Below are 14,388 nucleotides of genomic sequence, written 5' to 3'. Positions count from 1 at the left end.
GCATCAGGAGCCTCTGCCGGAATTGAATATAACTTTAGATTATACTAATATTTTGAATACCGGAAGGGAGGAGTTGCTCCCTCAGCTGTGCAGGCCGGGAGCTTCCTGGCCGGTGCTCTCCACGTATTCCGTATAGCCGCCGGCGTATTGATGGATGCCCTCGGGCGTCAGTTCCAGGACCCGGTTGGACAGGGTCGCCAGGAAGTGCCGGTCGTGGGAGACGAACAGCATGGTGCCTTCGTAATTGGCCAGGGCCTTGATCAGCATTTCCTTGGTATCGAGGTCGAGATGGTTGGTCGGCTCGTCCAGCACCAGGAAATTGGGCGGATTGAACAGCATGAGCGCCATGACCAGCCGGGCCTTCTCGCCCCCCGACAGAAAGCGGCACTTCTTTTCCACGTCGTCGCCGGAAAAGCCGAAACAGCCCGCCAGCGCCCGCAGCGACCCCTGATTGGCGGTCGGAAAGGTGGAGTCCAGGGTCTCGAACACCGTGGACTCGCCGTCCAGAACCTCCATGGCATGCTGGGAGAAATAGCCCATGCGGACGCTGCCCCCGACCGAGACGGTTCCCGTATCCGGCTCGGCAGCCCCCGCCACCAGTTTCAACAGCGTCGACTTGCCCGCGCCATTGACCCCCATGACGCACCAGCGCTCCTTGCGGCGGATGGTGAGATCAAACCCCTGATAGATGCTGCGGCTGCCATAGCTCTTGTGGACATTGCGCAACACCGCCACGTCCTCGCCCGAGCGCGGAGCGGGCGGGAAGTCGAAGGCCACCAGTTGGCGGCGGCGCGGCGGCTCGAACCGTTCGATCTTGTCCAGCTTCTTCACCCGGCTTTGCACCTGGGCCGCGTGCGAGGCCCGGGCCTTGAAGCGTTCGATGAATTTGATTTCCTTGGCCAGCATGGCCTGCTGGCGTTCGAACTGTGCCTGTTGCTGCTTTTCGTTCAGCGCCCGCTGGCGCTCATAGAACTCATAGTCGCCGGAATAACTGGTCAGGGTTCCGCCATCGATCTCGATGATCTTGGTGACGATGCGGTTCATGAACTCGCGGTCGTGCGAGGTCATCAGCAGGGCACCGTCATAGCCCTTGAGAAAGCCCTCCAGCCAGATCAGGCTTTCGAGGTCCAGGTGGTTGCTGGGCTCGTCCAGCAGCATGGCGTCGGGCCGCATCAGCAGGATTCGGGCAAGGGCGACGCGCATCTTCCAGCCGCCCGACAGCGTCCCCACATCGCCGTCCATCATCTCCTGGCTGAAGCTGAGGCCCGCGAGCACTTCGCGGGCGCGGCCCTCCAACTCGTAGCCGCCCAGTTCCTCGAAGCGGGCCTGAACCTCGCCATAGCGCTCGATGATGGTGTCCATCTCGTCGGCGCGGTCGGGATCGGCCATGGCCGCCTCAAGCGCGGCCAGCTCTTCCGCCACGGCGCTGACCGGCCCGGCGCCGTCCATCACCTCGGCGACCGCGCTACGGCCCGACATCTCGCCCACATCCTGGTTGAAATAGCCGATGGACACCTGCTTCTCGATGGACACCTGACCGGCGTCGGGCGCTTCCTCGCCGGTGATCATCCGAAACAGCGTGGTCTTGCCCGCCCCGTTGGGACCGACCAGTCCGATCTTTTCACCCCGATTGAGAGCGGCGGAGGAGTCGAGAAAGAGAATCCGGTGACTGTTCTGCTTGCTGATATTTTCGAAACGGATCATGTGCGGCAGGATTCCCGAAGCGTGGCAGGTCTTCCGGCGCGCCAGAGGTTGTCTTGATTGCCGTGGAAATGGCGCGCCCTGCTGGATTCGAACCAGCGGCCTGCCGCTTAGAAGGCGGCTGCTCTATCCAACTGAGCTAAGGGCGCTGTTGGCCTATTGATCAGAAACGGCCGAATTCCAGCTTGTCGTAGCGGAAGTTGTCGGCGTAGTTCTTGGGCTTCTGCTGACGGGCATTCTCGGCGAACACCTGATAGTCCAGCCCCTTCTTCTTGGCGAACGCCACCGCCGCGTCACAGCTGTCGAACTTGATGCGCAACTGCGACCGGGTATCGTCCGAACCCAGCCAGCCCATCAGATTGTCCGGCTGCTTGGGAGCGGCGGGCTCATACTCAAGCACCCAGGACTTGGCATTGCCGGAACGTCCGGACTGCATGGCGGTCTTGGCCGGGCGATAGATGCGGACCTGCATCGGGGTTCTCCTGCTCGTCAATCCAATGATGGCGCTGGGCGCCGCGTCCTGTCCCGGGCATCGGCAAACCAATGCCCCAAATTGTCCGACGAAGGGTTAGCACAGCCGCGCAAAACCGGCAATGCGCGTTTCCGCTCGACCTTTGTCATCGACATGGCCGACACATCGAACCAACGCGGCTGGGAAATGGTCGGGGCGATAGGATTCGAACCTACGACATCCAGCTCCCAAAGCTGGCGCTCTACCAGGCTGAGCTACACCCCGATGGGCGGTTTGTAAGGGGTTTCGCCCCGAATGGCAAGGCCATCAGGGCTGCTTGAACATGGGGTGCTCCACCCGATCGCCGGGCTTCAGCCCCAGGCGCCGCGCCGTACCGGCCGCCAGTTCCAGCACGCCAAGAATCGGTTCGTTGGGTCCTCGGGGAATCAGGCTGCCGGGAACCGCGAATTCCTCCACATGGACAACCCGCCCCCGCCGGTCCATGAACAGCATATCGAGCGGGATCAGGGTGTTCTTCATCCACATGGAAACGGGCCGCGACTGACCGAAATCGAACAGCATGCCCGCATCCGGCTCCAGTGACCGGCGAAACATCAGTCCCTGGGCCAGTTGGTCAGGGCTTGAGGCCAATTCGACCCGGAAGGAATGGCGACGCCCCTGGTCGGTGACCAGGTCGAGATGCGATGTGGGAAAGGTCACCGACTGCGCCAGGGCGGGAGGACCAGTCAAGACCAGCAGCATCAGGATAGAAAAAAGGACTCGTGGCATCATCCCCCACCTTCCCCAAAAGTTTCTCTTCCAAGCTGCGCCGCTTCCACTTCGGAGACAAGCGCGCCCATATATAGGATTTTATTCTAGACGCAGATAGACGCCATCGGCTGGAACTATACCATCTCGCCTCAGCCGAAGCCTAAAACCACTCCAGACTGGTCGGACCAAAGGCGCTGAATTCCTATAAAGTCAGCATTTTCATAAAATTTTATGCAAATGCATTATTAAATAGCCACGTAGTTGATCTTTGATTTGAGTAAAATTGAGCGGGTGATCTTCCTGTTTTAATCCACCGAATACTTTGCTAGTCTAACTTTTGTGAGCCGGACAGAGGCAACCGCCGAAATCCCGGTTCCGGAAAATCTGCTAAGGGGGGCCTTCCCGCCCATCCCCACCCTCCTCAGCAGGGAAACGCCGCCGCACAGTGCGGCGTTTCCGCTTTCCGGGCGCCCGTGCGGGCCTTTCACAAGCTGGTGTAAAGCCGCCCCAACTCCGCCCCCACCGCCCGAACCTCCCCCGCCATCTTGCCGTGCTTGTCGTCCTCCTTGGCCTCGGCCGAGACGATATCCGCGATGGCATCCACCAGGGGCATCCCCAGCAGATGGCGCAGATCGCCGAAGGCAAGCGGCAAGCCCCGAACCTGGAAATAATGGCTACACGCCAACAGGGCCGCCTGGTCCAACTGCCAGGTCAGCAGGCTGGGATGCCCCAATTCTGGCAGGCAATAGGCCTGAAGGGCGTGGATGAAGCCGCGGGCGTCGGCAGAGGTGCCGAACCACATCACCGAGGCTTGCCAGACCGAGCCCGGCTCGTCGCGGCCAGTGCCGAAGCAGGCGAAATCCAGGTTGCGACAGGCCGAGGCCAGCCCCAGCCCTTCCACCGCCGCCCTCACCTCGCCATCCAGCGAGATCATCGGCCGTCCGAACCGGGCAAGCAATTGCTCCACCACGAAAAAGCGGGCCGAGGCGAAATAGGTCACCGTCGAGAAGAGCGGCCGGTCCTCGACGCTGGCGGCAAAGCGTCCGGAAAAAGATAGCGCCAGGGCCTCCAGCCTTTCCAGGCTCGCCTCCGACGGTCCGATGACATGCAGCACCAGCGGCGTGGAGGGATTGGCGGCCAGGTTGGCCTCGACGAAGGCCGGGCCGAACAGGGTGAAATAGCGATCGTCCAGGCAGGTGAACAGCACAGGCCCCTCGCCCGCCGCGATCTCGCCCACCAGCCGCGACGCGGGCGAAGTCCTTGGGGTGGCGAGACGGCGATCGATCTCGTCGGGACCGGCGATGCAGCGCCCCTGGCGATAGACCATGCTGAGCAGCGGATGGGCGCTGAAATTGATATGGGCGGCATAGAAGCGAACATGGCGGCGGAACCAGTCGAAGCGGTCCACCGCGCTGCCCATGTCGCCCAGCATCATGCGGGCGCAACCGCCGAAATAGACGGCCAGGATATGGACCGGGCTGTCCTGGGCGATGGATTGCTCGGCCGCCACCAGCTCCTGGTGATGACCGTCGCCCAACAGGCAATGCAGCACGGTGGCGGTGATGATCCAGCCCTTGGCCTCGCCCGCCGCCAGATTGAGATGCTCGGCCAGCCGGGGCAACTCGGCGGCGCGGCCCAGCATGACCAGGGCGCAGCCCATGGCGCAGGCGGCGCCCTCGTCGGCGGGATCTCCCGCCAGCGCGGCATTGGCCACGGTCAAGGCTTCGGCGGGGCGACCGGCGCGATAGAGGTCGAAGGCGGTCATGACGGGTGGCACGACGCGGCCCGACCCTGTCTATTCCGCCGGGCCGATGGTCAGGCCGATGGAGCCGACGCCGTCGATGCTGCCCTCGATGCGGTCGCCCGCCTTGACCGGCCCCACCCCTTCCGGCGTGCCGGTATAGATCAGGTCACCCGGCTCCAGATGATAATACTGGGACAGATAGGCCACCAGCGCCGGAACCGGATGGATCATCTGGTCGATATCGGAATCCTGGCGGGTCTGGCCGTTGACCGACAGGGTGATGCGGGCCTTGGCGGGATGGCCGATGCGAGTGGCGGGAACAATGGCCGACAGCACCGCCCCGTTCTCGAAATTCTTGCCGAAATCCCACGGCCGCTGCTTGTCGCGGGCGGCGAACTGCAGGTCGCGCCGGGTCATGTCCAGGCCGCAGGCATAGCCGAAGACATGATCCGCCGCCGTCTCGGCCGGAATGCGGAATCCCGCCTTGCCGATGGCGGCCACCAGTTCCATCTCGTGGTGCAGATTGGCGGTGCCCGGTGCATAGGGAATGGTGGCGTCCGATGGGCAATAGGCGTAGCTGCCCTTCATGAAATAAAAGGGCGCCTCGCGATCCGCCACCGCGCCCATCTCCTTGGCATGGGCTTCGTAATTACGGCCGACGCAGAAGATGCGGTGAATGGGAAAGCGATCGGCGCTACCGTCGATGGGAGCGGAGACGGTCGGGGGGGCGGGAAAGATCAGGCTCACCGCGGGCACTCCTGTTCGTCACGGTTCGACATCATCGCCGAGAAGATGCCGCGCGACAAGCCGTCCGAGGGTTTCTCGCCGGACAGCACGGCCAGCCCCCCTTGCAACAGAGCAACCACGGTTCCTCGCCACAAGGCAATTATGACATAATTGTGCAACTCATGTATCATGAGTATCCTCTGCCATGGTCAATCAATGACACAGCGCAGAAATTCGCAAATGCGCCAAAAAAATACTCACTCATTTGTGACAGTTTTATTTCACTTTTGAGTCATTCTCGGGGGGTGCCGGGCACTATGCTCTCACGAATTCGCAGCAGCATTGCGCGCGAGCTGATAACGACCTTGGCCATCGTCCTGGGGGCCACGGTCGCCGTATCCTTCACCATCGCCCACGCCACCATCTCCGCCATAGAAAGCGGCTACGAAAGCATCATCTTCGGCCGCATCATCCCGAATATCCAGTCCATGGGAGAAGCCGGATTCGCGGCCGAGGAGAAGGCCATCATCCGCGAAGCCACGGCCACCGTCGAACAGTTGCTGGCCGAGGCGGCAGCCATGTCGACATCCCGTTCACAACTGACATTCGGGGCCGAGGACTACCGTGACCGAATCGCGGACCGACGGGTTCGTGGCGGCATAGACAAACTGGGATCGCTGTTCATTGTCGCCGACGAGGCCAAGCAGTCCGTGATTTTCTATCGCGGGCAACATGACATGGCGAGCAAGTTCATTGGGGTTGTCGTGGAAAGCATGACAATTCCCGATCCGGCCCATGCCGTTGAGCAATTGCGCGCCCGCCATCAGGAGCGCACCGCGACGTTCGACCGTCGCCAGGCCGAACTGGCCGACCGTCGCCTTTCCTTCGCGCGCTTCAAGGGCGTTATTGACCAGACGATCGATCAGATTCATCAATCCCGCGATGACATGGCCGAATTCAAGCTTCGGAATCGGATATCCGGATTGCTGGCCGTTCTCGCCACCGCCACCATTGGCGGGGGCATGCTGGGATGGATGCTGCTCAGGCTTGCGCGCGCGGTGATCCGCCAAGGCCGGGCCATCGACGAGATCATCGCCTCGGCGCATCAGCCCGAGTTATTGGCGGGCGTCATCGTTTCCGATATTGATCGCCCCGATCAACTGGGTACTGTGGCTCGCGGCATTGCACGGGCGAAAGAAACCTTCCTCCGGGTTCATCAGTTGGAGGAAGAACGCCGTAACGCCGAACGGGCCGCCGAGATGGACAAGCTCTTGGCCTTGACCACGCTGGCCGACCACTTCGAATCCACCGTCAAGGCCAGGGTTCTCGAAGTATCGAAGGCGTCGTCCTCCATCGGGCGGACCGCCCATTCCATGGCGAGCCAATCCGAAAAAAGCGGTGGCTGCTCCATGGCCCTGGGGGATATCGCAAACAAGACCACCGAACGGGCAGCGGTGGTGTCGGCGGCAACCCGTCAGCTGGCCTCCTCGATCAACGGCATCGCCCATCAGGTCCGCCAATCCACGGAAATCGCAGGCCGCGCCGTTTCCCAGGCCAATTCAACCTCCGATCAAATGCGGGACCTGTCCAGAACCGTCCATTCCATCGAGGAGATTGTTTCTCTGATCAACGCCATCGCGGCCCAGACCAATCTGCTGGCCTTGAACGCCACCATCGAGGCGGCGAGGGCGGGCGAAGCGGGCAAGGGCTTCGCCGTTGTGGCGGGCGAGGTCAAGAACCTGGCCACCCAAACCGCCAAGGCCACCGAGGAAATATCCGCGCAGGTGGCGGCGGTTCAGGACTCCACTCTCCAGATGACATCGGCGATCGATGGCGTGGTCTCCACCATCCAGGCCATCGACACCGTCACCGCGACCATCGCGGGCGAGGTCCAGCAACAGGAAGCCGCCACCCGCGACATTGCCGCCAATATCGATCAGGTCGCCCAGGAAGCCAATGATGTGGTGGACAGTGTCATAACCTTGGCCAAGGCCTCGACCATGGCGTGTGCCGGCACCGTCCGGGTCATCTGGAGTTCCAACAGCCTGTCCAAGGTGGTGCATTCCCTGGAGGGCGATGTGAACCACTTCATGGCAGAAATCCGAACCTCGGGGACCCGTGCATGAATTCTCACCGGGCCAGCCTGCGCCGGATGGCCTCGGCCATGGCGGCGGGAGCCACTCCGGATTTGTACCACTCCACGAAGGCGCCATTCGGCCCGACCAGATAAAGGGTGGTGGTATGGTCCACCGAATAGGCCCCCTGGGCATCGGGCGGATTGCGCACCCAGCGGACGCGATAGCGCCGCGCCACCTCGTCGATCTGCTCGACGGAACCGGTCAGCCCCCTCAGCCGGGGATGGAACATGCGGACATAGTCCGTCAGGACCGACGGGGTGTCGCGGGCGGGATCCAGGGTGATCAACAGGGGCTGGATGCGCTCGGCCAGCGGTCCCAGGGCATCCAGGGCCTCGGTCATGCGCTGGAGATCGGTGGGACAGGCATCGGGGCAAGAGGTATAGCCGAAATAGATCAGCATCCATTGGCCGCGAAAGCGGCTATCGCTGATGCTCTCTCTCCCCTCCCCGACCAGGGTGAATGGCCCGCCGATGGCATCGGCAAGGACCGGGGACGCGCTGTGCAGCAAACACAGCACCAACAAGGCGAGTCTCAGAAAGATCGACATGGGAGTCTCCTCGGGCGCAGACATTGCCTCCGCCCCGATTCCCCCGCCATGATCGAGATCAAGCCAGGGGCTGGATGCCGACCACCCGGTTCCGCCCCAGATTCTTGGCCTGATACAGCCGCTGGTCCGCCAGCGACATGGTCTGCTCCAATCCATGGAGCGAGGCGAGATCGGCAACCCCAAAGCTGGCGGTGATACGAAGGGAAACGCCCTCTACCGTGATGGGAGTCTCGGCCAGGCCCAGCCGCAGCCGTTCCGCCACTTCCATCGCCGCGGCCACGGGCGTCCCCGGCAACACCACGGCGAATTCCTCGCCCCCCAGGCGGCCGCAGACATCCACATCCCGGAATTGCTTCCGCATCAACTCGCCGATGGCACGCAGGACGGCATCGCCGGTGGCATGGCCATGGACGTCGTTGATCCGCTTGAAATTGTCCACATCCATCATCAGCAGGGAAATGGGCTGGCCGGTGCGCAGGCATAGTTTGCGGCGATCCTCGGCCTGGAGCATGAAGGCCATGCGATTGGCCAGGCCGGTCAGGCCATCCACCGTCGCCATGCGCAGCAGGTCGCGGTCGGCGTCTTCCTTCACCAGCAGCAGGAAGCCGAAGCCGTCGCTGATGGAAAAGATGAAACCGGCCAGGAACAGAGCCTGATTGGCCAGCATGCCCTGGTGTGGATCCCAGCTTTCGCTCAACCATGCCACCAAGGCGCGGGCCAGAGCCGTGACGGCGATCAGGCCATTGCTGGCGATCAACAGCCTCTGGACCAGCGACCGCCGACGCCCCGACGCCAGCAAGGCCAGGGCATTGAGGGTATAGAGGATGCACAGGGACAGCGAAAACAGCACCGCCATATGGCGAGGCTCGGCTCCGAACGGAATCAAGCCCACGGCCAGATTGTACAGCGCCAGCAACCCCAGCAGCACTCCCAGGGCTTGCCCCCGTCGGCAGGACTGTCCCGCATAGGCGAGAAACGCCAGCAGTTCGAGGAAGTGGCCAACCATGTAGAGGGAGTTGCCGACGAAGCTGACCGGATAGGGCAACGCCGTCTTCAGGACGATCAGGACGATGGCCACCCCCTTGACCACCTGCCCGATGGCCCAGGTGCGGCTGATGGAGCGATCGCCGCCGGGATTTGCATAGGCCAGCATCAACAGGCCGAACAGCATGTTGCTGACCGCCAGCGCTACCCACAGGGTCTTGGTGTCGAAACTCACCCCTATTCCTTCAGCCCTAGACCCATCCCTCCGAGACATTAGATCAAATGGATAGGAAGTTGAAGTGACGCCTTGTCACAGACCGAAAACATCGCTGCCCCCCCCGTTCTTGACATGGGTCATGCCGACAGATGGTGGTCTTTGCTACTGGTGGCGTGTATCAAGAGCTTGGCCTTCTGGATTCAAGAAATTCTCCAGACACCATCACTGAATATTATGGACCGCTAAAGTATGAGCCCCCGTTTGTCGACGACCAGAACCTGGCGAAGCATGGCAGCGATCCTGCTGGCCGTGTCGCTGTTCGTCGGCTCCCTGTCCGAGGCACTCTCCCATCTCGGGACGAATTGGCCTGACCCCCTGGTCGCCGGGGAAATCTGCCACAGCCCCCGCTCGGTCAATGATGCGGGAGACAGTGCCCCCGGCAAGACCGGCTCGGTCCACGACTGCTGCACCTATTGCCAAGTCGGCCGGACGGCCATGCTGCCCCCGCCCTCGGCGGATCAGACCCTTCCGTCGCGCCTCGCCTCGGATGTTACCTATGCATTGGCCCCGACCCAGGCACGTCCTGGGCGTATCGCCTCTGCCTATTCGGCCCGCGCCCCTCCCCTCGCCTGACGCTTCCGTGTCGATCATCGGCGTGCCGCTTCCAGGCGACGCGTCCCATCGGAATTCGCCCAAGGCCGCGAGCCTTGGCGCAGGGGAATCACATCATGTTCAGACCGTTGAATTACACCACCTCCGCCCTTGCCCTGGCGGCGGGGCTGACGGCGGCGGCGCTTCCCGCCGCCGCCCAGACCGCCACCCCGTTGCCGCCGATCCAGGTGGAAACCGTGGGTGACATGGCCTTGCCGCCGACCGAGGCCACCGTCTTCGCGCCCGAGCTCTATCGCAAGCGGGCCGGGGCGACGGATTCCACCTCCTTGATCCAGGACGTGCCCGGGGTGGACTTCTATACCGGCGGCGGCGTCTCGGCCCTTCCCACCATCCACGGCCTGGGCGACGACCGCATCAAGATCACCGTGGACGGCATGCAGTTGACCTCCGCCTGCCCCAACCACATGAATCCCGCCCTGTCCTATATCGATCCGTCGCGGATATCGGTGCTGGACGTGTGGACCGGCCTGTCGCCGGTCAGCGCCGGTGGCGACAATATCGGCGGCTCCATCGTCGTGAAGTCGCTGCCCCCCGTCTTCGCCCCGGCGGGCAAGGCATTTCATACCGAGGGTCAGGTGTCGGCCTTCTACCGCAGCGTCAATGACGGCTTCGGCACCTCGGCCGCCCTGACCGCCGCCAACGAGACATTCAGCCTGGGCTATAACGGATCGCTGGTGAAAGGCCGCGACTACTACGCGGGCGGCGAGGACCACAAGGCGGTCCACGCCACCTTGTACGAATCCCGCAACCATGCCGTCACCCTGGCGGCACGCAGCGAACGCCACCTTGTCGCCCTGCAGGGCGGCGTGCAGCAGATACCCAAGGAAGGCTTCGCCAATCAGCGCATGGACCTGACCGGCAATATCGGCCGCTTCGTCAACGGACGCTGGGAAGGCGAGTTCGACTGGGGCAAGGTCGAGGCCAAGGCCTACTGGCAGTTGGTCCAGCATTCCATGGACATGATCGCCGGAGAAAAGCCCGGCACCATGCCCATGAAGACCAAGGGCACCGATCTCGGCTATTCGGTCAAGGCCGAGATCCCGGCGTTCAAGACCCACACCTTCCGCATCGGCAACGAGTTGCACAGCTTCCGCCTGGACGACTGGTGGCCGCCGGTCAAGGGCTCGGCGATGATGGCCCCCGACAGTTTCAAGAACATCAATGACGGCCGCCGCGACCGTATCGGCACCTTTGTCGAGTGGGAGAACAAGTGGACCCCGGAATGGACCACCCAGTTGGGCCTGCGCAACGACACTGTCATCATGAACACCGGCAACGTCAATTCCTATGGCTGCGGCGCCATGATGTGCGGTACCGAGGATGCAGCCGCGGCGGCGTTCAATTCCCGCGACCGCAGCCGGGTCGACTATAATTTCGACATGACCGCCCTGGTCCGCTTCGAGCCGACCACGCAAAGCACCAATGAACTGGGTTATGCCCGCAAGAGCCGTTCGCCCAGCCTGTACGAGCGGTATTCCTGGGGCGTCAATTCCATGGACGCCTACATGAACAACTGGTTCGGCGACGCCAACGGCTATGTGGGCGACATGAACCTGAAGCCCGAGGTGGCCCATACCGTCAGCGCCTCCATCGGCCTGCACGACGCCGCCAAGTCGGATTGGAGCGCCAAGGTCACCCCCTATGCCACCTATGTGGTGGACTATATCGGCGTGAACTACGACTCGGTGGTGACCTCCAGCAACAGCGCCTTCCCCTTGCTGCGGCTGGCCAATCACGACGCGCTGCTTTACGGCGTCGACGTTTCGGGCTCCACCACCCTGCTGAAGGACGAGTCCTACGGCAAGGTCAGGCTGTGGGGCGTGCTGGGCTGGGTGCACGGCGAGACCGTGAATACCGGCAAGAGCCTCTATCACATGATGCCCATCAATGCCAAAACCACGCTGGAACACAGTATTGGCGGCTGGAGGAGTGCCTTGGAACTGGCCCTGGTCGGCGCCAAGAGCCAGGTGGACAATCTCCGGCGCGAGCCGAAGACCCCCGGCTATGCCTTGCTCAACATCCGCTCGGGCTATGACTGGGAGAGCGTCTCGCTCAACCTCGGCATCGATAACCTGTTCGACAAGCGCTACTACCACCCGCTGGGCGGCGTCGATTACGCCGACTGGCGCTACAACAACCAGGCGGGCCAGGTTGGCGCCCTTCCCGCGCCGGGCCGCTCGTTCAACGCGGGCGTGACCGTGAAGTTCTAACCCATCCCCGGAGGGAGGATGGCCCGCGTGCCGCGCCTCCCTCCGGACTTTTTGAAAAGGCTCCTTCCATGGGCCACGGCGACATGATCCACAGCGCGGAGATGCCCCGCCCCGTATCCACGGGACCCGGCGGCCGCGCCTGCGCCGCGCTGTCCCTGGTCATGCATGCGGCGCTGCTGGCGGCCATGATCCACGCCACCACCATTCCCGTCGCCCCCAGCCAGTCCGAAGGACTGATCATCGACATTCTGCAGGCCGAATCGCCGCCCGCCGCCGAAGAGACGGCGCCACCGGAGCCCGAGCCGCCGAAGCCCGCCCCACCGGAGCCCAAGCCCCTCCTTCCCCTGCCCAAGCCGCCACCGCGTCCGCCCATCCTGCCCAAGCCGGTGGCCGCACTGCCCACCGCCGCGCCGCAGCCGAGCAGCGGGACCGGCAGCCAGGACAGCGTCGCTATCGCCGCCGTCCAGCCTTCACAGCCTGCCGCCCCGGCGGCCAGCGGCCCACCGGCCCCGGATGATGCCCTGCGCCTCTACGGCCAGATGGTCTGGGCCCGCATCGCCGCCCACAAGCCGCGTGGGGTCAGGCTGCCCGGCAGCGTTACCGTCACCTTCGCCCTCGATGCCGACGGCCAGGTGGTATCGGCCGAGATCGCCGACGGCAAGGCGGATACCTCCCTCGGCCAGGTCGCCCTGGACACCGTGCGCCGCGCCGCGCCCTATCCGCCGCCGCCGCCCGGCGCCTCGCGCGGGCAATTGACCTTCGCCATTCCCTTCCAGTTCAGATAGCCCGATTGTTGCCAATTCCCGGCCGAGGGGAGTAGGGTCACTACCCCCGCCCACCCAGGACCTTTGCCATGCGCCCCGACCTCGCGGCCAAATATGACCTTCGCGTCCCCCGCTACACCTCCTATCCCACCGCGCCGCATTTCCATCCCGGCGTTACCGGCGAGACCTGTCGCGGCTGGCTGGCCGAGATGGACCCCAAGCTGGAACTGTCGCTTTACCTCCATATCGCCTTTTGCGCCGAGATGTGCTGGTTCTGCGGCTGCCACACCAAGATCACCAAGAAATACGGACCCGTCGCCGCCTATATGGAAGCGCTGTGGCGCGAGATCGAGCTGGTGGCGGATGCCCTGCCCACCCGCATGAAGGCGCGCCACATCCATTTCGGCGGCGGCAGCCCCACCATCCTGAAATCCGGGGATTTCGTCCGCACCCTCGACCTGCTGAAGTCGCGCTTCCTGCTGAAGGACGGCGCCGAGGTGGCGGTGGAGTTGGACCCCCGCACCGCCGACGAGGCCTATGTCAAGGCCATGGCCGGGGCGGGCGTGACCCGGGCCTCCATCGGCGTCCAGGACCTGGACGCCAAGGTGCAGCAGGCCATCAACCGCATCCAGCCCTACGAGGTCACCGAGCGGGTGGTGGGTTGGCTGCGCCAGTACGGCGTGCCCGAGGTCAATATCGATCTGGTCTACGGCCTGCCGCACCAGACGGTGGACGGGCTGCTGGCCACCATCGACTCGGCGGTGAAAGGCTTCCAGCCCCGCCGGGTGGCGCTGTTCGGCTATGCCCATGTGCCGTGGATGAAGAAGCACATGCGGCTGATCCCCGACGAGACCCTGCCCGACACCGAGACCCGCTGGAAGCAGTATGAACTGGGCTGCAAACTACTGACCGAGACCCTGGGCTATGTCCAGATCGGCCTCGACCATTTCGCCGCCCCCGACGACGCCATGGCCGTCGCCCTGCGCGACAAGAAGCTGCACCGCAATTTCCAGGGCTATACCACCGATTCCGCCACGACTCTGATCGGCTTCGGGGCGTCGGGAATCGGCTCGCTGCCCCAGGGCTATGTCGCCAATGAGGGCGAGGTCCACGCCTATCAGCGCCTGATCGCCGAGGGCAAGCTGGCCACCTCGCGCGGCGTCGCCATCAATGCCGACGACCGCCTGCGCCGCGAGATCATCGAGCGCCTGATGTGCGACCTGGAGATCGACCTGGACGCGGTGGCCGCCCGCCACGGCGCCGATGCCGGTCAGTTCGAGGCCGAACTGGCCTCGCTCGCCCCGCTTCAGGCCGACGGGCTGGTGGTGGTGGATGGCCATCGCATCAGCGTCACCCATGACGGCCGCACCCTGGTCCGCGCCGTCTGCGCCGCCTTCGACCGCTATCTCAAGGCGGGCGAGCAGCGCCATTCCAAGGCGGTGTGAAGCGTGAATCGACGAGCC

Annotated in this window: 12 protein-coding genes and 2 tRNA genes; 5 read left to right on the top strand and 9 right to left on the bottom strand. The window is 63.7% G+C overall.

Going from position 1 to position 14,388, the window contains the following annotated elements:
- Nucleotides 1-81: 81 nt before the first annotated feature.
- The 7 genes from A6A04_RS00255 to A6A04_RS00225 form a co-directional block, all read right to left on the bottom strand.
- The gene (locus A6A04_RS00255; protein ID WP_068489240.1) at nucleotides 82-1,704 is read right to left on the bottom strand and encodes an ABC-F family ATP-binding cassette domain-containing protein; all 1,623 of its coding nucleotides are present in this window, start codon (nucleotides 1,702-1,704) and stop codon (nucleotides 82-84) included.
- 69 nt (nucleotides 1,705-1,773) lie between these two features.
- Nucleotides 1,774-1,850: transfer RNA gene (locus A6A04_RS00250), tRNA-Arg, on the bottom strand.
- 14 nt (nucleotides 1,851-1,864) lie between these two features.
- Complete coding sequence (locus tag A6A04_RS00245) at nucleotides 1,865-2,173, bottom strand: ETC complex I subunit (RefSeq protein ID WP_068489238.1); 309 nt, start codon at nucleotides 2,171-2,173, stop codon at nucleotides 1,865-1,867.
- Between the two features lie 187 nt (nucleotides 2,174-2,360).
- Nucleotides 2,361-2,437 (bottom strand) — tRNA-Pro (locus A6A04_RS00240).
- A 42-nt stretch (nucleotides 2,438-2,479) separates the two neighbouring features.
- Nucleotides 2,480-2,944: a DUF192 domain-containing protein gene (locus A6A04_RS00235; RefSeq protein WP_068489236.1), complete on the bottom strand. Its 465-nt coding sequence runs from the start codon at nucleotides 2,942-2,944 to the stop codon at nucleotides 2,480-2,482.
- A 463-nt stretch (nucleotides 2,945-3,407) separates the two neighbouring features.
- Nucleotides 3,408-4,688 carry a hypothetical protein gene (locus A6A04_RS00230; protein WP_068489234.1) on the bottom strand — a complete coding sequence of 427 codons (1,281 nt, stop codon included), beginning with the start codon at nucleotides 4,686-4,688 and terminating at the stop codon, nucleotides 3,408-3,410.
- A 30-nt stretch (nucleotides 4,689-4,718) separates the two neighbouring features.
- Complete coding sequence (locus A6A04_RS00225; protein ID WP_068489232.1) at nucleotides 4,719-5,414, bottom strand: fumarylacetoacetate hydrolase family protein; 696 nt, start codon at nucleotides 5,412-5,414, stop codon at nucleotides 4,719-4,721.
- Nucleotides 5,415-5,515: 101 nt separating this feature from the next.
- On the opposite strand from A6A04_RS00225, the gene A6A04_RS23350 reads away from it, so the two are divergent.
- Complete coding sequence (locus A6A04_RS23350) at nucleotides 5,516-7,519, top strand: methyl-accepting chemotaxis protein (protein ID WP_156612398.1); 2,004 nt, start codon at nucleotides 5,516-5,518, stop codon at nucleotides 7,517-7,519.
- A gap of 4 nt (nucleotides 7,520-7,523) precedes the next feature.
- On the opposite strand, the gene A6A04_RS00215 is transcribed toward A6A04_RS23350, so the two are convergent.
- Both A6A04_RS00215 and A6A04_RS00210 read right to left on the bottom strand, forming a co-directional pair.
- Nucleotides 7,524-8,078, bottom strand: coding sequence for an SCO family protein (locus A6A04_RS00215; protein ID WP_082914575.1), 555 nt, complete (start codon nucleotides 8,076-8,078; stop codon nucleotides 7,524-7,526).
- A gap of 58 nt (nucleotides 8,079-8,136) precedes the next feature.
- Nucleotides 8,137-9,297 carry a GGDEF domain-containing protein gene (locus A6A04_RS00210; RefSeq protein WP_068489226.1) on the bottom strand — a complete coding sequence of 387 codons (1,161 nt, stop codon included), beginning with the start codon at nucleotides 9,295-9,297 and terminating at the stop codon, nucleotides 8,137-8,139.
- A 270-nt stretch (nucleotides 9,298-9,567) separates the two neighbouring features.
- Here A6A04_RS00210 and A6A04_RS00205 point away from each other — a divergent pair, with 270 nt between their 5' ends.
- The 4 genes from A6A04_RS00205 (at nucleotide 9,568) to hemN (ending at nucleotide 14,370) form a co-directional block, all read left to right on the top strand.
- Nucleotides 9,568-9,912 (top strand): DUF2946 family protein, encoded by a 345-nt coding sequence (locus tag A6A04_RS00205; protein WP_068489224.1) that lies wholly within the window; start codon nucleotides 9,568-9,570, stop codon nucleotides 9,910-9,912.
- Between the two features lie 95 nt (nucleotides 9,913-10,007).
- A complete protein-coding gene (locus tag A6A04_RS00200) occupies nucleotides 10,008-12,161 on the top strand; it encodes a TonB-dependent receptor (RefSeq protein ID WP_245651028.1) in 2,154 nt (717 codons plus the stop codon).
- A gap of 83 nt (nucleotides 12,162-12,244) precedes the next feature.
- Entirely contained in the window at nucleotides 12,245-12,946 is a 702-nt protein-coding gene (locus tag A6A04_RS00195) for an energy transducer TonB family protein (protein WP_172822705.1), read from the top strand.
- 68 nt (nucleotides 12,947-13,014) lie between these two features.
- Nucleotides 13,015-14,370 (top strand): oxygen-independent coproporphyrinogen III oxidase, encoded by a 1,356-nt coding sequence (gene hemN / locus A6A04_RS00190; RefSeq protein WP_068489220.1) that lies wholly within the window; start codon nucleotides 13,015-13,017, stop codon nucleotides 14,368-14,370.
- Nucleotides 14,371-14,388: the final 18 nt, after the last annotated feature.

This window comes from Paramagnetospirillum marisnigri, from assembly GCF_001650715.1.
Lineage (GTDB): Bacteria > Pseudomonadota > Alphaproteobacteria > Rhodospirillales > Magnetospirillaceae > Phaeospirillum > Phaeospirillum marisnigri.
The sequence above is the reverse complement of the archived record's forward strand: the minus strand, read 5'-3'. Positions and strand labels throughout refer to the sequence as shown.

Excerpts from the sequence above, each read along its gene's own strand:
- A6A04_RS00195 (WP_172822705.1), top strand. The coding sequence starts at position 12,245 with ATGATCCACAGCGCGGAGATGCCCCGCCCCGTATCCACGGGACCCGGC.
- A6A04_RS00230 (WP_068489234.1), bottom strand. The coding sequence starts at position 4,688 with ATGACCGCCTTCGACCTCTATCGCGCCGGTCGCCCCGCCGAAGCCTTG.
- A6A04_RS00215 (WP_082914575.1), bottom strand. The coding sequence starts at position 8,078 with ATGTCGATCTTTCTGAGACTCGCCTTGTTGGTGCTGTGTTTGCTGCAC.
- A6A04_RS00235 (WP_068489236.1), bottom strand. The coding sequence starts at position 2,944 with ATGATGCCACGAGTCCTTTTTTCTATCCTGATGCTGCTGGTCTTGACT.
- A6A04_RS00205 (WP_068489224.1), top strand. The coding sequence starts at position 9,568 with ATGGCAGCGATCCTGCTGGCCGTGTCGCTGTTCGTCGGCTCCCTGTCC.
- A6A04_RS00200 (WP_245651028.1), top strand. The coding sequence starts at position 10,008 with ATGTTCAGACCGTTGAATTACACCACCTCCGCCCTTGCCCTGGCGGCG.
- hemN (WP_068489220.1), top strand. The coding sequence starts at position 13,015 with ATGCGCCCCGACCTCGCGGCCAAATATGACCTTCGCGTCCCCCGCTAC.
- A6A04_RS00245 (WP_068489238.1), bottom strand. The coding sequence starts at position 2,173 with ATGCAGGTCCGCATCTATCGCCCGGCCAAGACCGCCATGCAGTCCGGA.
- A6A04_RS00255 (WP_068489240.1), bottom strand. The coding sequence starts at position 1,704 with ATGATCCGTTTCGAAAATATCAGCAAGCAGAACAGTCACCGGATTCTC.